This window comes from Paraburkholderia sp. BCC1885, from assembly GCF_900996235.1.
GTDB lineage: Bacteria > Pseudomonadota > Gammaproteobacteria > Burkholderiales > Burkholderiaceae > Paraburkholderia.
This window is the reverse complement of the sequence record NZ_CAAJGM010000252.1, coordinates 1-16,485: the sequence shown is the minus strand read 5'-3', so window position 1 is coordinate 16,485 and position 16,485 is coordinate 1. Positions and strand designations below refer to the sequence as shown.

Here is a 16,485-nt window from a genome sequence, read left to right as displayed (position 1 = left end):
ACGCTGCGAAACACATGCTCATGAGCGAATGGCATGCTGCTCAATGGCATACTTGATCTCAGCCGCCGAGTAAGGTGGAGAGCGCCGATGGGCGAGCTGATGGCAGCTTGCGCAAAGCGGTATCAGGTCGCGTACGGGATCCACTCGGTATTCTCCTCCGATAGCAGCCAGCGGTGTCACGTGGTGAACATGAATGAGTTCGGCGCCAATTGCGCCGTACTTATCTTCGTAGCTCATTCCGCACGCCTGACAGTTCAGACCGTAGTGTTCGATGCAGAGACGGCGAGCCGAAGCATTGCGTTCATGCACTGTCAGCTCTACCGCTAAGAACGCGCCTTCAAGGAACGTTGAATCGGCTGCTGATGCGCTCTTTTCATGGGAAACGTCGGCTGACGGAGCAAGTCCACCGAGCGAAAACTTCCCGGCGACGCCGGCGACACGAAAGTTCCATGCTCCCCACTCGCCAATCGATAGGCTCGATTCCGGTGGATTCTTGTGAAGGCGCGATGCCAAATCGCCCGTTGCGGGATCTCGCCACATTTCTTGCATATCGGTGTTGCGCTCATGAAGATACCAAGCCGGCCATTCACCTAGTTGGCCCATCCATGATTGCCCTCTTGCATAATTTCTGAACGCAAGCTCCAGGCATTGCGCTGGTGTCGGCACTGCAATAGAAATTTGAAACGGCGGCGCAATCTGATCTGCAGGGGGAGTGAGATAGATGTAGTTTTTTGTTTTCTTAACAAGAGTCCACCCCCTTCTCGGAAGAATGACACTTAACGTCATCGGAGCGCCGAACCGATATGTCGTTGGGCCATATTTCTTTGGTGCCTTGCCGCTGGTCTGTATCTCGATGACTTGAATCGGCCAGCCTGCTGGTGTATGGCTTCTCGCGGCTGGTTCATCCAGCTCGAACATTTTCTGATCTTTCCGTTCCATCGGATTTTCTCCTTGCTTCTGCATAAGTACATAAAGATACTCGCGTCCCGGCATATTGGCATCCCGGCGTGCCGCCGTCGGGCTCGCGGGCGTTGCCCCGCGCCTCGTACCGAGTCGCGGCCATGCGGCTTTGATCCCTGATGCCTCCGGCCGTCTCTCCGCTCCTGGCCTGCGCGCGACGCTTGCCCTCCAGGGGATCGGCTGGGCAGCCCATCCCCGCCGAGCCTTGCTTGGCGCCCCTCGAATGCAGCCGAACAGGTTGCACCTGATCGGCCAACAGTCAACCAGCTAGGCGTGCTGCTGGCACGCAGGGGCGCTTGCCGCGCGGCGTTGGTTTCAGTGCATCTCCTGGCCCATCGGCCGCTGTTCGTCTTTCCCCAAGTTCATCGCTTTTTCCCGCGACCGTAGCCCGCGGTGCCCGGCCGTCAAGGCGCGCAGGGCCGAGTCCTCGCTGCGCTGCGGGCCGCACCAACCCTGCGCTTCTTCCTTGACAGCCAGTCCCTCGCTGGCCCGGTTTTTCGCGGGCGATGAACTCAGGAAAGACGGCGGCAAACAGGGACCGGCCCAGGTCTCTGCGCCGAACCAACCGAAGCCACAACGGGCTCCGAATCTTGGAATCCGGTCAGCTTTGAAACCACAGCAGCAACTCTTGGAGAAAGACCATGCAACTCGCATCCCGTTTCGCTTCCCGTTCCCCGTCGCTGCGCAGCGATTCCCCGCTGTCCGACGACCAAATCCGCCGCGTGGCCCCGTCCATCTTCGCGGACGCCCCACACGAAAGCCGCTCCGAACGGTACGCCTACATCCCCACCGCCGCCGTGCTGGCGGAACTGCGCAAGGAAGGGTTTGAACCCTTCATGGCAGCGCAAACCCGCGTGCGGCACGACGACCGCCGCGACTACACCAAACACATGCTGCGCCTACGCCACGCCAGCCAGATCAACGGCGCGGAAGCCAATGAAATCGTGCTGTTGAACTCGCATGACGGCACGAGCAGCTATCAGATGCTGGCCGGGATGTTCCGGTTCGTGTGCAGCAATGGCCTTGTCTGCGGCGACACGGTGGCGGACGTGCGCGTGCCCCACAAAGGCGACGTGGCCGGACACGTCATCGAAGGCGCTTACGAAGTGTTGAGCGGTTTCGACCGGGTGAAGGAATCCCGCGATGCCATGCACGCCATCACCTTGAACGATGGCGAATCCGAAGTGTTCGCCCGTGCCGCGCTGGCCCTCAAGTACGACGACCCCGATAAGCCCGCGCCCATCACGGAATCGCAAATCCTGATGCCGCGTCGCTTCGACGACCGTCGCCCGGACTTGTGGAGCGTGTTCAACTGCACGCAAGAAAACCTGATCCAAGGCGGCTTGCGCGGGCGCAGCGCCAACGGACGCCGCCAGCAGACCCGTCCGGTGCAAGGCATCGACCAAAACATTCGTCTCAACCGCGCGCTTTGGCTGCTGGCCGATGGCATGCGCCAGTTGAAGGCCTGAATCCCCACGCGGCAGGGGCAGGCAGCAGCCCTTGCCGCTTCTTTCGCTGCTGCATCCCTAACCGCAAGGAGTTATCACCATGAACGCCGTTACTCAAACCGAAACCCGCGCCATCGAAGCCGCCGCACCGCTGGAAGTGGTCGACCCGAGCAAGAACCTGATTTTGGTTCCGCTCTCGCAGTTGCTGCCGCGCCGCTCCAAGCGCAACGCACGCACGACCCCGCGCCTGTCCATCCCTGAACTGGCCGCGAGCATCGCCCGCATCGGCCTGCTGCAAAACCTCGTCGTCATCCTCGCGGCCGATGGCGAGCAGTACGAAGTGGTGGCCGGTTATCGCCGTCTTACCGCCTTGAAGCTGCTGGCGAAGAGGAAGCAGATCGCCGCCGATTACGAGGTGCCGTGCCTGCTGGTGCCCGATGCCTCGGCGCGCACCGTGAGCCTTGCCGAAAACCTGCTGCGCGAGCAGATGCAGCCCGCCGACCAGTTCGAGGCATTCGCCGCGCTGGTCAAGGAAGGCCGTCCGATTGAGGACATTGCCGCAGACTTCGGCGTGTCTCCGCTGGTGGTGCAACGCCGCTTGAAGCTGGCGAACGTCTCGCCGCGCCTGATGGCCGACTATCGGGCTGGTGGCGTGACGCTGGAACAGTTGATGGCCCTGACCATCACCGACGACCACGCCGCTCAGCAAACCGCGTTCTACTCCGCGCCGGAGTGGCAGCGCAGCGCATCCGCACTGCGCGAGCGTCTGACGGAACGCGAAATCGATGCATCGCACCCGCTGGTGCATTTCATCGGAATGGATGCCTACACGGCGGCGGGTGGCGGCGTCCGCCGCGACCTGTTCGCCGACGACGATAGCGGCACCTATCTGACCGACGCCGCGCTGCTGGAAACGCTGGTGCGCGGCAAGTTGGACGAACTGGCCGAAGGCATCCGCACCGAAGGCTGGGCGTGGGTGGAAGCCGTGCCGCACTTGAGCCATGCCGAACGGCAGGCGTTCCAGAATGCCCCGCGCCAGCTCAGAGAGCCGACTGCCCGCGAAGCCCGTCGCATCGCCTCGCTGCAAAACCGCCTGGACAAGATCGACGCCGAACTGGAAGACGCCTACGACGTCGAGGACGGTGGCAAGGCGGAATCGCTGGAATCGCGCCGCGAACAGGTGGCCGGAGAACTGCAGGCCGTGGAGGATGCCTTGCAGGGTTACGCCCCGGACGTGCGCGCTGTCGCCGGTGCAATCGTTACCATCGACCGCAGCGGCGAGGCCGTGATTCATCGCGGCCTGTTGCGTGAGGCAGAGGCGAAGGCACTGCGCACGCTGGAACGGTTGCGGCAAGGCTTCGCCGGAACCGAAGGCGCGGACGACAACGAGGGCGAGGACGCCGAGCCGGTGACGACCGCCGCCAGCCTGTCCGACCGACTGGCGCAACGGTTGAGCGCGCACCGCACTGCCGCGCTGCAAATCGAAGTGGCCCGGCATCCGCAGGTGGCGCTGGCTGCGCTGGTGCATGGCATGGTGCAGACCGTCTTGCTGGAAAACCACTACGGCCACGACCTGCCGCTTGGCGTGCGCCTGACCGTGCAAGAGCGGCTGGAAGGCATGGCCCCAGACTGGCCGGAATCGCCTGCCGCCGTGGCGCTGCGCGAGTTGCAGCAGATCGCGGGCAAGGCATTGCCACAGGACAGCGCCGAACTGTTCGCCGTGCTGCTGGCGACGCCGCAAGACGAGCTGGTGCGGCTGCTGGCCGTGTGCGTTGCATCCATCGTAGACGTGGTGACGCCCCGCGCCACAGAGCGCCAGCCCGGCGGGGAACTGGCGCAGGCCGTGGGGCTGGACATGGCGGCATGGTGGAAGCCGACCACCGAGGGTTATTTCCGCCACGTCTCCAAGGTCGTGATTCTGGAAGCCGTGGGCGAGTTCGCCCCGGCCCACGTCACCCGACTGGCGAAGTTGAAGAAAGTCGACATTGCCAGCGAGGCCGAACGGCTGGCCGATGGCACCGGCTGGATGCCCGCCATCTTCCGTCCCGAAGGTCCGCAGCAGATCGCGCAGGACGGAGCGGCCGAAGCCGAAGCGCCGAAGGATGCCGCCACCGTGGCGGATGAGCAACCGCAGGTCGAGGCACTGGCCGCGTAACCCTGCACCGCCGATAAGCGTCCCGGTTCCGACCGGGGCGCTTCATTCCGAGGATTTCCCATGAGCCGCAACACCACGAGCCGCCCCCGTATGGCGGCGGTCTATGCCCCCGGCACGCTACGCGCTCGCCGCTGGCATGGCGATGGCGACGTGCGCGGCTACCGTCCGCCTAGTGGCTGGATGGCCCGCGCCGACCTGACCGACCTACATCCCATCACAGGCCGCGCCTTGCCGCGCGCCGTGTGGTGGATTATCGAAACGAAGGAATAACAACGTCCAAAGCAAAATCGCCACGTCGCCGCCTTCGACCAGGCGGCGACGTGGCGAGCGCACAAGTGCCTTGCGCGCGGTACGGCGATCGATGCCCGCCGATGCGGGCAAGGTTTCGATGACGCCCCGCCACCATGAGCGGGGCATGTGGGGCTACGCCCCGGCTTGCTGCGGCAGGTTGTGCAAAAGCGTGCTGTCCTCGACGCTGGCGATACATCGCCTGTACGTCACGAAGGACGGTTCACCGACACGCGCCCGGCCTTGCTCATGGAACTTCCACGCCACGCCTCAAGCTGGGTGCCGCAAGCTGCGGCAGGGGCGCTCCCGCCTTGTCGCTGGGGTGTTGGCCTTGCCGCATCAGGGCACAAGCCGGTGAAACCATCACGCGGGGATGTCGAGTCGGCCATGTCTCCTTTTGGGAGCGGTCGGCCTGTACGTCCTTGGTCTGTTGTGAATCCTGGCGAGGGCACGGCTGCGCCTTGGGCTTCATGGCCGCAACCTTGCAGCGCAAACAATTTCCCCGCCGCTGCGCGGCTTCCTCGCGAGACAAATTGTTTGCGCTTCCAGGTCTTCCACGGTGTTGCGACCGCTGCGCGGTGCGGCCCGCCCATCCCCCGCCGACCGGATCACAACAAGGACGCACTGGCGCGATCTTGTTCAACCCGAAAGGAAAATCACCATGGCTAACATCGGCACCTTCACCGCAGACAAAGACGGCTACACCGGCACGCTCCGCACCCTGACGCTCAACGTCAAGGTCAAGCTGGTTCCCAACGACAAGGGCAACAACGAGAACGCCCCCGACTTCCGCCTGCAGGCGGCAAGCCACGACATCGGCGCGGCGTGGAAGAAGACCAGCGAAGCCGGGCGGGATTACCTGTCCGTGACCGTGGACGATCCTTCGTTCTCGGCAACGGTCTATGCCCGCCTGATCGAAGGCGAGGGCGGCACGCACGACCTGATCTGGTCGCGCAGCAAGCCCCAAGCGGCCTGACGGCCGCCACCAGTGCCCCGCCCATTGCGGCGGGGCGCAGTGCGGCTAGTGGCAGCACCGCGCGCCTACGGCGCGTCGCGCTTCTTCAAGATTGCCTCCAGCTCTTGGCGCATCTGCGCCAGAAGCTGATCGGCCTTGTGCGGGCTGTCGCCGGCGTAGGCCAGCGTCAGCAGAGTGAGGGGATGCACTTCCATGACCTCGCACAGCTCGGTCAATTTGTGCAGGGTCGGGCTTTTCAGGTCGCGTTCCAGTGAACTCATATAGGTGCGGCTCGACACGTCAGAAAACGCTTCCTGGCTCAAGCCACGCGCTTTTCTGACCGTCCGTATTGCCGTTGCCAATGAGTTTTTAGCCGCCACCAATGGTTTTCCCTATAAAACCAAGATGACAACCTATTGCGCCCTATAGGGCTACAATCTATAGTGTTCAATTGGTGTTTTGTTTTCCGTATTTGTGCCTTTAAGGAAATCCGCATCTGAGGATTTCGCCAGAACCGGGGAGCCGCATTCGTGCTTTTCCTGACATCCACAATTCCACGTCTACGTTTCTGTGCACGTACGGATTTGAGAGCTTGTGCATTCGTGCTTGCGCACGAAGTCACATACCCGGCTTGGCGGTTCCGTGCTTCTCCGGAAAAGCGTGTTCGTGCATTTGCGGATACGTGGGACTTCCGCCCATGACCCAGCCGCTCACCACCGCCGACGAACGCGTACGGCTGCTCGCGAACGGCGCGGCGCGCGCCGCCGGCCAGAGCATCGACCCGCTGCCGGTGTTGCGACTGTTCACGCCGGATGCGCATGCGACCTGGCTGCTGGCGGCGCTCGACCCAACCGACGGCGATACCGCGTGGGGGCTGATCGACCTCGGCATTGGCTTGCCGGCACTGGGGACGGCCAAGCTGTCCGACCTAGCGGGCATCGTGGGACCGCAGCAGCGACCCGTCCTGCGTGACCTGTATTTCCGCGCCTCGCGGCCGTTATCGGAATACGCCCGCCTGGCGCAGCGCGATGGTTCGATCCCCGACTGACGGACAACCTGCTCCCGGCGGCGGGCATCGAGACACAGGCCGTTGCAGCGCATTGTGTCTTTCTCAATCTGACTCAAGACGGCTGGGGTCTGAATCGGTACTCTTGCACCAAGAGGGTGCAGCATGACCCAGAAAGACATGATGTGTGGCGTGGGCTGCGGCACGGTGTCAGTGCCGCGCCCCATTTCCGGGATGCGCGGTCGTCGCACTCGGACAAACCCGTAAGATTTCGGAGCCAATCGGTCTTGACCACTGCCAGGTTAGCCCTTCTTGATGACGGTTTTCGGATAACGCAGTAGCTCCTGTCTTCGACGCCCGTAGCGACGTTCCTGTCCGACAGGAGGTTGCGTTATGGCTGATCGAAGCGCCGAGTCCTGGTATCCAACTGCCGCGTATCTCTACGTGCTGCACCTCGACGGCCTCGCGCTGGCTTGGGAGTACCTGCGCCGCCATCCCGACTATCGGCGCGACTGGCTACGCCGTCGCAACAGGCCGGATGCGGCGCACGCCTGGGGGCTGCGCCTGCTGGAAGACCCGACGCTGGATGCGCGCGACGCGCATCCAGCTTGGTTCCCCGACCATGACGCCGTGCTCCAGCTCTACCCGGATGCCGACCCGCCACCCGATGCCGACGCCTTCGAGTTCTGGCGCATCCCGGGCCACAAGCATCTGATCCACGATGGCAAGCGCTTGGTGCTGGTGGCACGATGGCCTGGCTGCTGTGTGCGGCTCGCACTGGCACCGGGCCTGGCCGATGGCATGGCCTATCTCTATGCCGTCCGCGCGTGTGCTGCGCCCTGCGGGCGCTACCACACGATGGCGGCCGAACTGGACAAGCTGGCCGTGGTCGCCGAGACCGTGCCTGCGGCAGCGGCCCGCTCCCGGCCCACGCCTGCCGCGCTGCTGGAGTTGCACACGCTCCAGGCACTTGACGCGACCCTGGCGGGCGCATCCTTGCGCGAAACAGCCGCTGGGCTGTTCGGCGCTGAAGCCGTGGCCGGCGGCTGGTACGCCGACGGTGGCCTGCGTTCGCGCGTGCGCCGCTTGGTGCAGCGCGGCCGATTGCTGATGCGCGGCGGCTATCGCCGTCTGGCACAGCTCGAATGACCTGGGGAGGGTCGCTTTGCCTTCACTGCAAAACGACCCTCTGCGCTCCGCACCTCTTTCTTGAGACTGCCTCCATCCGGTCGCGTTGTGTGGCCGGGCGTTCCTGACCGATGGAGGTTCTCACCATGCGACCCGCTCCCTTGCAACCTGCCGCCGCTCCCACGCCGGCGCAGCCACAACGCTATCTCACTAATGATGAGGCCGCCGACTACCTGCGCCTCTCGCCGCGCACGCTGGAGAAACAGCGTGTGATCGGCAACGGGCCGAAATTCCGCAAGTTCGGCCGGCGCGTCATGTACGCGGTGGCCGACCTTGATGCCTGGGCCGACCAGCGCAGCTATGAAACCACGTCCGACCCGGAATACGCCGAGCACCACTCGGCCGATAGCCGTGCGCGCTGATCGGTGGCTCGCCGGTGGCCATTGCCCTGTCCAACCCATCGCGGGAGCGGGAACAGCTCGATCTGTTCCGCGCCTTGCCGGGCGACATAGCGCCGCGCGACAGCCAGGACCTGATGGCCTTTCCGTTCTTCTCGCTTGCGAAATCGCGGCGCACAGCGCCCATCGACTTTCGCAGCGGCAACGTCACGATACGCGTGGAAGGGACACTGGAGCATGGCATCGCCACCATCTGGGATGCGGACATCCTAATCTGGGCCGCTTCGCAAATCGTGGAAGCGCGCGATGCGGGCATTCGCCCATCGCGCCTGATGCAAGCAACGCCCTACGAGATCCTGCGCTTCATCGGTCGTGGAACGTCGCTGCGCGACTACCAGCGTCTCAAGGCTGCACTGGATCGCTTGCAGTCGACCACGGTGGCCACTTCCATTCGCGAAACGACTGGGCGGCGGCTGCACCGCTTTTCTTGGATCAACGAGTGGAAAGAGTTGGCCGACGCCCGCGGCACGCCGCTGGGCATCGAGCTGATCCTGCCGGACTGGTTTTACGCGGGCGTGCTCGACGCGGCGCTGGTGCTCACCATCGACCCTGCGTACTTCCGACTCACAGGCGGCATCGAACGCTGGCTGTACCGGCTGGTGCGCAAGCATGGCGGCCGACAGGAAGCTGGCTGGCAGTTCGACTTCCGACACCTGTATCGCAAGTCTGGCAGCAGCACGCGGTTTTCGGACTTCGCCTACGACTTACGCGCTTTGGTGGCGCGGCAATCGCTGCCGGGCTACGTCCTGGGCATCGAACGAATGCCGGGCGATCGGACGGAGCTATTGACCTTCCGGCCTGTGCCGTTCACGGCACGGGGATAACTGCGGGACAACCTGTGGACGGGCTCGTGCTATCAGGAGTAGCGGGTATCGTGCTATCGGGAGTACGCCTATCGTGCTATCAGGAGTACGAATCGCCCGAAAAGCCAATAACGGCGCGGGTTTCGACGCCCCTTAACTTACCTAACTTAAATTCTCTAACTTTTAGTAGAAGCGCCCCGTTTCGGTGGACAACTGCCGAAAGGCAAAAAACACAGCAACCCCGAAAGCAAAAACAACCCCGGTTTTTAGGGCAAAAACAGGCTGGCTTTCCTGATCGGAGGGCCGCGCCATGATCGTTGCCTTGCTCAATCAGAAAGGTGGCGTGGGCAAGACCACGCTCGCCACGCACATCGCGGGCGAACTGGCGCTACGAGGGCAAGCGGTCATCCTGCTGGATGCCGATCCGCAGGGTTCATCGCTGGACTGGACACAGCGCAGAAGTCAGCAAGGTCTGCCCAGGCTGTTCAGCGCCGTGGGTCTGGCACGTGAGACTCTGCACCAGGAGGCCCCAGAACTCGCCAGGCGGGCCGATCACGTCATCATCGACGGGCCGCCTCGTATCGCCGCCTTGGCGCGCTCTGCGCTGCTGGCGGCCGAGCGCGTGCTGATCCCGGTGCAGCCCAGTCCCTACGACCTGTGGGCCAGCGCCGAGATGGTGGCGTTGATACGCGAAGCGCAAGTGTTCCGACCCGCGCTGCGCGCGGCCTTCGTCATCAACCGGCGCGTCAGTACCACCATCATCGGCCGGGAGGCGCGGCAGTCGCTGGCCGAACAACCGCTGCCAGCACTGCGCTCGGAAGTGCATCAACGCATCGTCTTCGCCGATAGCGTGGCTGCCGGCCGGCTCGCACGCGAGACGGCGCCTGAGAGCGCCGCCGCGCGCGAGATCGCCGCACTCACCGACGAACTGCTGCGGTGGCCAACATGACGAATACGCGCGGCAAACGCATCGGCATCGGCGCTCGTCCGCAGGCGAATCTGCACGCTGAAGCGTGGATTCGCCAGGGCGACGCCGATGCTTTGCAAAAGGGCGACCTCTACACCGCGCGCCTGACCCTCGACATCACGCCTGCCATGCGGGCGCGCATCAAGGTGTCTGCCTTCACGCGTGGCGTGACGGTGGCCGAACTGCTGCGCGCACTGCTGGAACGCGAGTTTCCGGAGAACTCCCAATGAACGTACAACCTTCGGCGGTCACGGCCGCCACGACCAACACAAATCCGTTTTCGCTCGCGATGCTCGCCAGACGGGCCGGCACCGTGCCGTTGACCCGCGTGTCGCTCGCCTACGTCGAACGGCGCATCGACCTCTATCTGCGCTTCGGAGAACCGTCACGCATCGTCCGGCTTGACCACTGGCGCCGTGTCGCGGTGTTCTTGTCGGGGGCCGTGTTTTGCCGCATCCGGTGGCAGGCCAATGACTACGGCACGATCCGTTGGGAACTCATGGTGATGCAGGCTTGCACGTCGCTGGATGCGGCGCAGCGCATCCCCGGCGTGCTGCCCGGCGCGCGGTTGCTGCTGCACGCCGAAGGCGAACCTGCCGTCCGCGCTGTGTTTGCGCAGCTCGACGCCATCGAGACACTGAGCATTGCGCCAGCCGACGTGTCACCCGCGTACTGGCGCACGCTCGGCAACCGGCTCGCTGCGCGCTTGCCACTACCCGAATACACCGCCGAGCGACATGCGGCTTGGCTGGCCGGGAGGACATTGCCATGACGACGCTTTCCACATCCAGCATCGCACCGCACCCTCGTTCGCGCCTGCGCGCTCGCATCGCGCTGACGGGCTTCGCCGCTGCCGGCCTTGCTGCGCTGGCCTGGGCCGCATTCGTGTCGCCGCTGCCGCGCCTGACCTACAACCCGTCCGACAGTGTGGCGGTCGGCTGGTATCGCATCGAACCGTTCAGCCATCGGGCCGCCTCGCTGCCACGTCCGTTGTCCGTGGACAGCATCGTCCTTGTCCCACTGCCGACCGAAGCCGCCGCACTCGCTGCGCAGCGCGGCTATCTACCGACGCGCGTTCCGTTGCTCAAGCGAGTGGGCGCCGTATCACCGCAGGAGGTATGCATCGCTGGCGGTATCGTTCGCATCGACGGCGTGCCTGCGGCCGCCGTGCTGCCGACCGACCGGCAGGGCCGCCGGCTGCCATCTTGGCAGCAGTGCCGCCGTCTTGCATCTGGCGAACTGTTCCTGTTAAGCGTGACCAATCCGGCGTCGTTCGACAGCCGCTACTTTGGGCCGATTGCGGCTTCTACGGTGGTCGGTCTTGCGCATCCAGTCTGGCTGGAGACACGCCCATGATGGCCGTCGATTCGCTGCACGTTCCCGTGCATCTCATCGTGCCATCGGGTATGTCGTTCCGCTGGTCGTCACAGCGTCGTCGCGCGTGCAGTGCGTGCGCATTCGCGCCGCACTTCGCGCAACATCCGGCGCCACCTTTCCATGTGCAGGCGCTTTGCCTCGAACGTGCCCGGCCTATGGCCGTGGCCGCGTTCGCCGGCGGGCTGGCTGCGGGCGGCGCAGCACCGTCGGGACGCCGAGGCCCGGAGCGAAAGCGAAGGACGAAGGCGGAAGGCAAGATAAAAGGTCGCGGCACATGGCCGCTTGAAAACCTTGTCTGCACATGGGGGAAGCGCGGCACGCGCTATGGGGCAGCAGCGTGCCGCGAAGGTGCGCAACGCTGCATCAGCGTTGACGAAGGCGCGTGCTTCGCCCGCTGGACTGCGCCGGTCTTGGATGGAGCCGCACCATGAGCCAGCGCAAGGATCAGAATGACAGCGACCGTTTCCGTGTCCGTCCCGGTGCGCCGAAACAGCGCGGCGACGCCTTCATCAACAAGGTGCTGCGGCAGACGAACAAGGCCGGCGCGAAGCTCGGCAAGGCGGCGGACAAAGTCGGTCAGCGCCCTGGTTCCCGGCTGGGGCGCGGCCACGTCGCGGCTCGCTTCGCTGGTCGGGGATTGGGGCCGAACGCGCGGCGCGTGACGATCAAGGCAAGGCTAGTGAATCTGAAACAGGCCGGGCCGCGCTCGACCGCCGCGCACCTGCGTTACATCGAGCGTGAGGGCGTCGATCGTCAGGGCGGCCCAGGTCATGCCTACGGCCCGACGACCGATGACGCTGATCTCGAAACGTTCAAGGAGCGCGGTGTCGACGACCGCCACCAGTTCCGATTCATCGTCTCCCCGGAGGACGCCGAACAGCTCGACGACCTGCGCACCTACACCCGGCACCTGATGGCGCGCATGGAGGCCGACCTCGGCACGCGGTTGGAGTGGGTCGCGGTCGATCACTGGAACACCGACAACCCGCACACCCACGTCGTCTTGCGCGGCAAGGACGCTACCGGCAAAGACCTCATCATTTCCCGCGACTACATCGCCGAGGGGATGCGCCGGCGGGCATCGGAACTGGCAACGGAATGGCTGGGGCCGCGCACCGAACTGGAGATGCGGCACGCCATGTTGCGCGAAGTCGATCAAGAACGATGGACGGGCCTCGATCGCACCTTGCAGCGCGAGGCCGGCGACGATCACCTGGTGCATGTCGAACGCTTCGCCGAGCCCCGGCTGCAACGTCTGCGGCAAGTGCTGATCGGGCGCCTGCAACGCTTGCAGTGCATGGGGCTGGCGTTCGAGTCGCAGCCCGGCGCGTGGGCCGTCCACGCCGACGCCGAACCGGCTCTGCGGGCGATGGGCGAGCGTGGCGACATCATCCGCACGATGCAGCGCGTCATGAGCGGCAAGCAGCGCGAACTGGCCGTGTTCCAGCCCGGCGAGGATGGCCGCGCCGTCATCGGCCGCGTCGTCGGCAAGGGGCTGGCCGACGAGCTGTACGACAAGGGCTATCTGATCGTCGATGGCACGGACGGCAAGGCGCATTACGTCGCGCTGCCGCCGCGGTCGGACTTGGAGCAGTACCCGACCGGTGCCGTGGTGGAAGTCAAAGGCACGGCCGACGTGCGCGCCGCCGACCGCAATATCACCGCGCTGGCCGTCGACGGCGTGTACCGCATTGATCATCACTTGGCCGTTGCCCAAGGCCACGCCACGCTCGACCGCGACCCGCGCGGGGTGGTGGCCGCGCATGTGCGTCGGCTCGAAGCACTGCGCCGCGTCGGCATCGTGGAGCGCGAAGCCGAAGGCGTCTGGCGTGTCCCGGGCGACCTGGCCGAACGAGGCCGCCAGTACGACGTGCAGCGGCTCGGTGGCGGCGTGGCGGTGGAACTGAAATCGCACCTGCCCATCGAGCGGCAGGCCCGCGTGATCGGGACTACTTGGCTCGACCAGCAGTTGATCGGTGGTAGCCGTGGGATGGGTGACTTGGGCTTTGGTGCCGAGGTCAAGGATGCGCTACGCGAGCGTGCCGACTTCCTGGCCGAACAGGGCTTGGCCGAGCATCGTGGGCAGCGCATCGTCCTCGCTCGAAACCTGATGGCGAAGCTGCGCGGGCGCGAGCTAACACAGACCGGGAAGGACATTGCCGCCGAAACTGGCCTGGAGCATCGGCCAGTGGCCGACGGGCAGCGTGTGGCCGGCATCTATCGGCGCAGCGTCATGCTCGCCAGCGGGCGATACGCCATGCTTGATGACGAGATAGGCTTCTCGCTGGTGCCGTGGAAGCCGGTGATCGAACAACGGCTAGGTCAGCAACTTGCCGCCACAGTATGCGGCGGTCGCGTGTCGTGGGAGATTGGTCGCTCCAGAGGGCAATCAGTCGGCTAACCCTGACAAGCTCCGATCGGATAGCAGCGATTCACGACTACCGCGGTTTTGCGTGGTCACGATTAGCGGAGGCCTCCCGTCCCATGACTCACGCTCCTGCCCCGCCACAAAGACTTGAAATCCACCGACGACAAAACGCGATGCAATCGCCGCGCCAAGCTCCCGTCGCGAGCCAACGCCGACGACCAAAGCAGCTTCTTTTCATGCACATTCCTGGTCGGCCGGACGAACAGTCGTGGCTGAGCTGCACGCCTCGTTGCGCCGATGCCATAAGCATGCTCCTTGCGTTGCCGCTTAGGCGGAGGCGGTGGCCAAAGACGCTCTGATGGCGGCAACCAGCTCGACCGTGGTCAGGACTTTATGCGCGTAGGTCGGCCCATCAATGTCCAGCGCGGCGTGCAGGGCTTCGTGCGAACGGGCAGAGGTGGCATCGCGTACCAGCGTTACATGAAAGCCCAGTTCCATGCCGATGCGCGCCGTGGATTCCAAGCAAGTGTTGGCGAGCAGGCCGATGCAGATGATCTTTTCCTTGCCGTAGCGCTTGAGCTTGTGTTCGAGGTCGGTGTTGGGGAAGCCGCTGGATGCCCAGTGCTCGGTCGCGACGACATCGCCATGCTGGACCTTGAAGTCGTCGTGAAAGGTGCCTCCCCAGGTGTCCTTGGCGAAGGCTTGGCGTTTTGCCGCTCCCAGTTGATAGGGCGACGGGTACTTCCAGTCCGCGTAATCGCCCGGCTCCCACCGGTGGTGCGGCACGTGATAGACGGTGATGCCAGCCTCGCGCGCTATCTTGACTATGGTACGCAGGTTCTCGTGCATGTTGTTCTCCTTGGCGATGTCCTTGACCCAGGAGAACAGCTTGCCGCCCTCGGCAAGAAAGTCGTTGTACAGGTCCACACACAAGAGCGCGGTGATCTTCGGGTCGTAAGTCGTTGTCATGGTCTTCTCTAGGGCCACCGAGGTTGAAAAATAGAGGTCAAGCAAAATCTATAATAGCAGGCAAAAGGAGTATGAGCTTTAATAGATTTTATATATAATCTATTTTGCGCTATGCTTCAACCCACAACGATCTCTTAGTGACATCAACTTCCGGAGTAATCGTGGCATGACCAAACCCGATCTCGTGTTTCTTGATGACCTTGCCGTCGGCGCGGAATATCGAAGCGCCGAGCATGTGCTGGACGTGCAGCAGATCATCGACTTCGCCCGCCAGTTCGATCCCCAGCCGTTCCACATGGATGAAAACGCGGCCAAGAGCACCCTGTTCCAGGGGCTCGTGGCAAGCGGCTGGCACACGGCAGCCATCACCATGAAGCTGCTGGTCGGCAGCCTGCCGCTGAGCAATGGGATCGTCGGGGCAGGTGGCGAAGCGCAATGGCCTCGCGCCACGCGGCCCGGCGACAGACTGCACGTGATGAGCAAGATCCTCGACATCGCGCCGTCCCGATCCAAGCAGGATCGGGGCATGGTCACGGTTGAATGCCTGACTCTGAACCAGGACGACGAGGTCTGCCAGCGCTTGGTGACGAAGCTTGTCGTCTTTCGTAGGCCGCAGGCATAGACGGGACGGGTATCGCGGGAACGGGCCGAGCGCAACCACGAGCTTGTGGCTGAGGCTTCTACAAGCACTTCGCATCCAAGGAGGATGCTGATCCATGAAGCATTCCAGCTTGCGTTTGGGCAGGCATCATACTCGTGGCAGGAAGCCAGAAAGCGCCACGGTGGCAAGACGGGCGATAGGCTTGACGCGGTGGTGCGCCACTATTTCATGCCGCGTGCGCAGGAGCGCAGTTGCCCGACGCGGGCATTCGCTTCTCAAGGAGTTATTTGCCTGAGCAGGCGGCCGCCGATGATGTCTATCCCAAGGGCATTTAGACGCTGTTTGCTCAATTTCGAAAAGAAGCGATGCAGCAAGCGTCCATTTGCAAAGGGGCGAATGTACTGTCTGAAGCAGATGTCATGGCGCTGTTTTCGGCCTTGCTCGGGACTGGTCAGATAATTCAGACGTTAGGTCAGACCGCATGGATGCATGACATACAGTCAGCTGTTCTGGCGTAAGCGGCTCGGCTGGGCCGTGTCCTCACGCGCGCGCGAGCAAGGCATGATGGTGATGGCGTGTTGGAGTCCGTGTAGATCAAGGGAGATCGTGTCCACGATCGGCGATCGTGGACACGATCTATCCAGATCTACCCGATTGAGAGTGTGGCGGGGTGAGGGGTTTTAGTTTGTCAGCCACATTCCAAGGCAGCAATTCGTCGATGCGAGAGATCTTGTGATCAGCGATGTGGGTCAGGACGTATTCCAGGTAGGCACGCGGGTTGATTCCGTTGAGCTTGCACGTCCCGATCAAGCTATACATCGCGGCGGCCCGCTCGCCTCCGCTGTCGGAGCCGACGAACAGATAATTTTTGCGTCCGAGCGCGACACAGCGCAAGGCGTTTTCGGCAAGCACATTGCTTATCTCGGCCCGACCGTCTTCACAGTAGAACGTGAGGGCTGCCCAGTGGTTCAGCGAGTAGTTGATCGCCTTGGCGAGCGCGGA

At 63.8% G+C, this 16,485-nt stretch carries 20 protein-coding genes; 15 read left to right on the top strand and 5 right to left on the bottom strand.

Features of this window, described 5'->3' with window-relative positions:
- Window positions 1-18: 18 nt before the first annotated feature.
- Complete coding sequence (locus FQ755_RS38450) at window positions 19-939, bottom strand: HNH endonuclease (protein WP_144160889.1); 921 nt, start codon at window positions 937-939, stop codon at window positions 19-21.
- 662 nt (window positions 940-1,601) lie between these two features.
- On the opposite strand from FQ755_RS38450, the gene FQ755_RS32235 reads away from it, so the two are divergent.
- The 4 genes from FQ755_RS32235 to FQ755_RS32215 all read left to right on the top strand — a co-directional run bounded on the left by FQ755_RS32235 (window position 1,602) and on the right by FQ755_RS32215 (window position 5,827).
- Entirely contained in the window at window positions 1,602-2,429 is an 828-nt protein-coding gene (locus FQ755_RS32235; protein ID WP_144160886.1) for a DUF932 domain-containing protein, read from the top strand.
- 79 nt (window positions 2,430-2,508) lie between these two features.
- A complete protein-coding gene (locus FQ755_RS32230; protein ID WP_144160883.1) occupies window positions 2,509-4,563 on the top strand; it encodes a ParB/RepB/Spo0J family partition protein in 2,055 nt (684 codons plus the stop codon).
- Between the two features lie 60 nt (window positions 4,564-4,623).
- A complete protein-coding gene (locus FQ755_RS32225; RefSeq protein WP_144160880.1) occupies window positions 4,624-4,833 on the top strand; it encodes a hypothetical protein in 210 nt (69 codons plus the stop codon).
- A 679-nt stretch (window positions 4,834-5,512) separates the two neighbouring features.
- The gene (locus FQ755_RS32215; RefSeq protein ID WP_144160874.1) at window positions 5,513-5,827 is read left to right on the top strand and encodes a DUF736 domain-containing protein; all 315 of its coding nucleotides are present in this window, start codon (window positions 5,513-5,515) and stop codon (window positions 5,825-5,827) included.
- A gap of 65 nt (window positions 5,828-5,892) precedes the next feature.
- Here the strand turns inward: FQ755_RS32215 and FQ755_RS32210 are convergent, their stop codons facing one another.
- Entirely contained in the window at window positions 5,893-6,186 is a 294-nt protein-coding gene (locus tag FQ755_RS32210) for a helix-turn-helix domain-containing protein (protein ID WP_144160871.1), read from the bottom strand.
- Window positions 6,187-6,503: 317 nt separating this feature from the next.
- Here FQ755_RS32210 and FQ755_RS32205 point away from each other — a divergent pair, with 317 nt between their 5' ends.
- The 4 genes from FQ755_RS32205 to FQ755_RS32190 all read left to right on the top strand — a co-directional run bounded on the left by FQ755_RS32205 (window position 6,504) and on the right by FQ755_RS32190 (window position 9,222).
- Window positions 6,504-6,854 (top strand): DUF2958 domain-containing protein, encoded by a 351-nt coding sequence (locus tag FQ755_RS32205; protein WP_144160868.1) that lies wholly within the window; start codon window positions 6,504-6,506, stop codon window positions 6,852-6,854.
- 351 nt (window positions 6,855-7,205) lie between these two features.
- Window positions 7,206-7,961: a DUF2285 domain-containing protein gene (locus FQ755_RS32200; RefSeq protein WP_144160865.1), complete on the top strand. Its 756-nt coding sequence runs from the start codon at window positions 7,206-7,208 to the stop codon at window positions 7,959-7,961.
- Window positions 7,962-8,086: 125 nt separating this feature from the next.
- On the top strand, window positions 8,087-8,362 hold the full coding sequence (locus FQ755_RS32195; RefSeq protein ID WP_092699798.1) for a helix-turn-helix transcriptional regulator: 276 nt from the start codon (window positions 8,087-8,089) through the stop codon (window positions 8,360-8,362).
- A gap of 14 nt (window positions 8,363-8,376) precedes the next feature.
- Complete coding sequence (locus FQ755_RS32190) at window positions 8,377-9,222, top strand: replication initiator protein A (protein WP_144160862.1); 846 nt, start codon at window positions 8,377-8,379, stop codon at window positions 9,220-9,222.
- A gap of 162 nt (window positions 9,223-9,384) precedes the next feature.
- Here the strand turns inward: FQ755_RS32190 and FQ755_RS38445 are convergent, their stop codons facing one another.
- Window positions 9,385-9,513 (bottom strand): hypothetical protein, encoded by a 129-nt coding sequence (locus FQ755_RS38445; RefSeq protein ID WP_260858982.1) that lies wholly within the window; start codon window positions 9,511-9,513, stop codon window positions 9,385-9,387.
- Here FQ755_RS38445 and parA point away from each other — a divergent pair.
- From parA to FQ755_RS32155, 6 genes are read left to right on the top strand one after another with little or no spacing between them, the layout of a single operon-like run.
- Complete coding sequence (parA, locus tag FQ755_RS32180) at window positions 9,512-10,150, top strand: ParA family partition ATPase (RefSeq protein WP_144160860.1); 639 nt, start codon at window positions 9,512-9,514, stop codon at window positions 10,148-10,150. The genes FQ755_RS38445 and parA overlap by 2 nt on opposite strands.
- Window positions 10,147-10,398, top strand: a complete 252-nt coding sequence (locus FQ755_RS32175) for a chromosome partitioning protein ParB (protein WP_144160857.1) — start codon at window positions 10,147-10,149, stop codon at window positions 10,396-10,398. Before parA ends, FQ755_RS32175 begins: the two co-directional genes overlap by 4 nt.
- Complete coding sequence (locus FQ755_RS32170; protein ID WP_144160853.1) at window positions 10,395-10,940, top strand: DUF2840 domain-containing protein; 546 nt, start codon at window positions 10,395-10,397, stop codon at window positions 10,938-10,940. Before FQ755_RS32175 ends, FQ755_RS32170 begins: the two co-directional genes overlap by 4 nt.
- Complete coding sequence (locus tag FQ755_RS32165; RefSeq protein WP_144160850.1) at window positions 10,937-11,524, top strand: S26 family signal peptidase; 588 nt, start codon at window positions 10,937-10,939, stop codon at window positions 11,522-11,524. Before FQ755_RS32170 ends, FQ755_RS32165 begins: the two co-directional genes overlap by 4 nt.
- The gene (locus tag FQ755_RS32160; RefSeq protein ID WP_144160846.1) at window positions 11,521-11,976 is read left to right on the top strand and encodes a hypothetical protein; all 456 of its coding nucleotides are present in this window, start codon (window positions 11,521-11,523) and stop codon (window positions 11,974-11,976) included. Before FQ755_RS32165 ends, FQ755_RS32160 begins: the two co-directional genes overlap by 4 nt.
- The gene (locus FQ755_RS32155; RefSeq protein ID WP_144160843.1) at window positions 11,973-13,946 is read left to right on the top strand and encodes a relaxase/mobilization nuclease domain-containing protein; all 1,974 of its coding nucleotides are present in this window, start codon (window positions 11,973-11,975) and stop codon (window positions 13,944-13,946) included. Before FQ755_RS32160 ends, FQ755_RS32155 begins: the two co-directional genes overlap by 4 nt.
- A gap of 294 nt (window positions 13,947-14,240) precedes the next feature.
- On the opposite strand, the gene FQ755_RS32150 is transcribed toward FQ755_RS32155, so the two are convergent.
- Entirely contained in the window at window positions 14,241-14,882 is a 642-nt protein-coding gene (locus tag FQ755_RS32150; protein ID WP_144160840.1) for a cysteine hydrolase family protein, read from the bottom strand.
- Between the two features lie 166 nt (window positions 14,883-15,048).
- Here FQ755_RS32150 and FQ755_RS32145 point away from each other — a divergent pair, with 166 nt between their 5' ends.
- Window positions 15,049-15,504: a MaoC family dehydratase gene (locus FQ755_RS32145; RefSeq protein WP_144160837.1), complete on the top strand. Its 456-nt coding sequence runs from the start codon at window positions 15,049-15,051 to the stop codon at window positions 15,502-15,504.
- A gap of 615 nt (window positions 15,505-16,119) precedes the next feature.
- Here FQ755_RS32145 and FQ755_RS32140 read toward each other — a convergent pair.
- Window positions 16,120-16,485, bottom strand: a 366-nt coding sequence (locus tag FQ755_RS32140; protein ID WP_144160834.1) for a transposase domain-containing protein, incomplete at its 5' end; no start/stop codon positions are given.

What these genes read in the sequence shown, in the direction of transcription:
- FQ755_RS32160 (WP_144160846.1), top strand. Translation starts at nt 11,521, where the DNA reads ATGATGGCCGTCGATTCGCTGCACGTTCCCGTGCATCTCATCGTGCCA.
- FQ755_RS32205 (WP_144160868.1), top strand. Translation starts at nt 6,504, where the DNA reads ATGACCCAGCCGCTCACCACCGCCGACGAACGCGTACGGCTGCTCGCG.
- FQ755_RS38445 (WP_260858982.1), bottom strand. Translation starts at nt 9,513, where the DNA reads ATGGCGCGGCCCTCCGATCAGGAAAGCCAGCCTGTTTTTGCCCTAAAA.
- FQ755_RS32150 (WP_144160840.1), bottom strand. Translation starts at nt 14,882, where the DNA reads ATGACAACGACTTACGACCCGAAGATCACCGCGCTCTTGTGTGTGGAC.
- FQ755_RS32155 (WP_144160843.1), top strand. Translation starts at nt 11,973, where the DNA reads ATGAGCCAGCGCAAGGATCAGAATGACAGCGACCGTTTCCGTGTCCGT.
- FQ755_RS32225 (WP_144160880.1), top strand. Translation starts at nt 4,624, where the DNA reads ATGAGCCGCAACACCACGAGCCGCCCCCGTATGGCGGCGGTCTATGCC.
- FQ755_RS38450 (WP_144160889.1), bottom strand. Translation starts at nt 939, where the DNA reads ATGGAACGGAAAGATCAGAAAATGTTCGAGCTGGATGAACCAGCCGCG.
- FQ755_RS32215 (WP_144160874.1), top strand. Translation starts at nt 5,513, where the DNA reads ATGGCTAACATCGGCACCTTCACCGCAGACAAAGACGGCTACACCGGC.
- FQ755_RS32165 (WP_144160850.1), top strand. Translation starts at nt 10,937, where the DNA reads ATGACGACGCTTTCCACATCCAGCATCGCACCGCACCCTCGTTCGCGC.
- parA (WP_144160860.1), top strand. Translation starts at nt 9,512, where the DNA reads ATGATCGTTGCCTTGCTCAATCAGAAAGGTGGCGTGGGCAAGACCACG.
- FQ755_RS32170 (WP_144160853.1), top strand. Translation starts at nt 10,395, where the DNA reads ATGAACGTACAACCTTCGGCGGTCACGGCCGCCACGACCAACACAAAT.
- FQ755_RS32145 (WP_144160837.1), top strand. Translation starts at nt 15,049, where the DNA reads ATGACCAAACCCGATCTCGTGTTTCTTGATGACCTTGCCGTCGGCGCG.
- FQ755_RS32235 (WP_144160886.1), top strand. Translation starts at nt 1,602, where the DNA reads ATGCAACTCGCATCCCGTTTCGCTTCCCGTTCCCCGTCGCTGCGCAGC.
- FQ755_RS32230 (WP_144160883.1), top strand. Translation starts at nt 2,509, where the DNA reads ATGAACGCCGTTACTCAAACCGAAACCCGCGCCATCGAAGCCGCCGCA.
- FQ755_RS32195 (WP_092699798.1), top strand. Translation starts at nt 8,087, where the DNA reads ATGCGACCCGCTCCCTTGCAACCTGCCGCCGCTCCCACGCCGGCGCAG.
- FQ755_RS32175 (WP_144160857.1), top strand. Translation starts at nt 10,147, where the DNA reads ATGACGAATACGCGCGGCAAACGCATCGGCATCGGCGCTCGTCCGCAG.
- FQ755_RS32200 (WP_144160865.1), top strand. Translation starts at nt 7,206, where the DNA reads ATGGCTGATCGAAGCGCCGAGTCCTGGTATCCAACTGCCGCGTATCTC.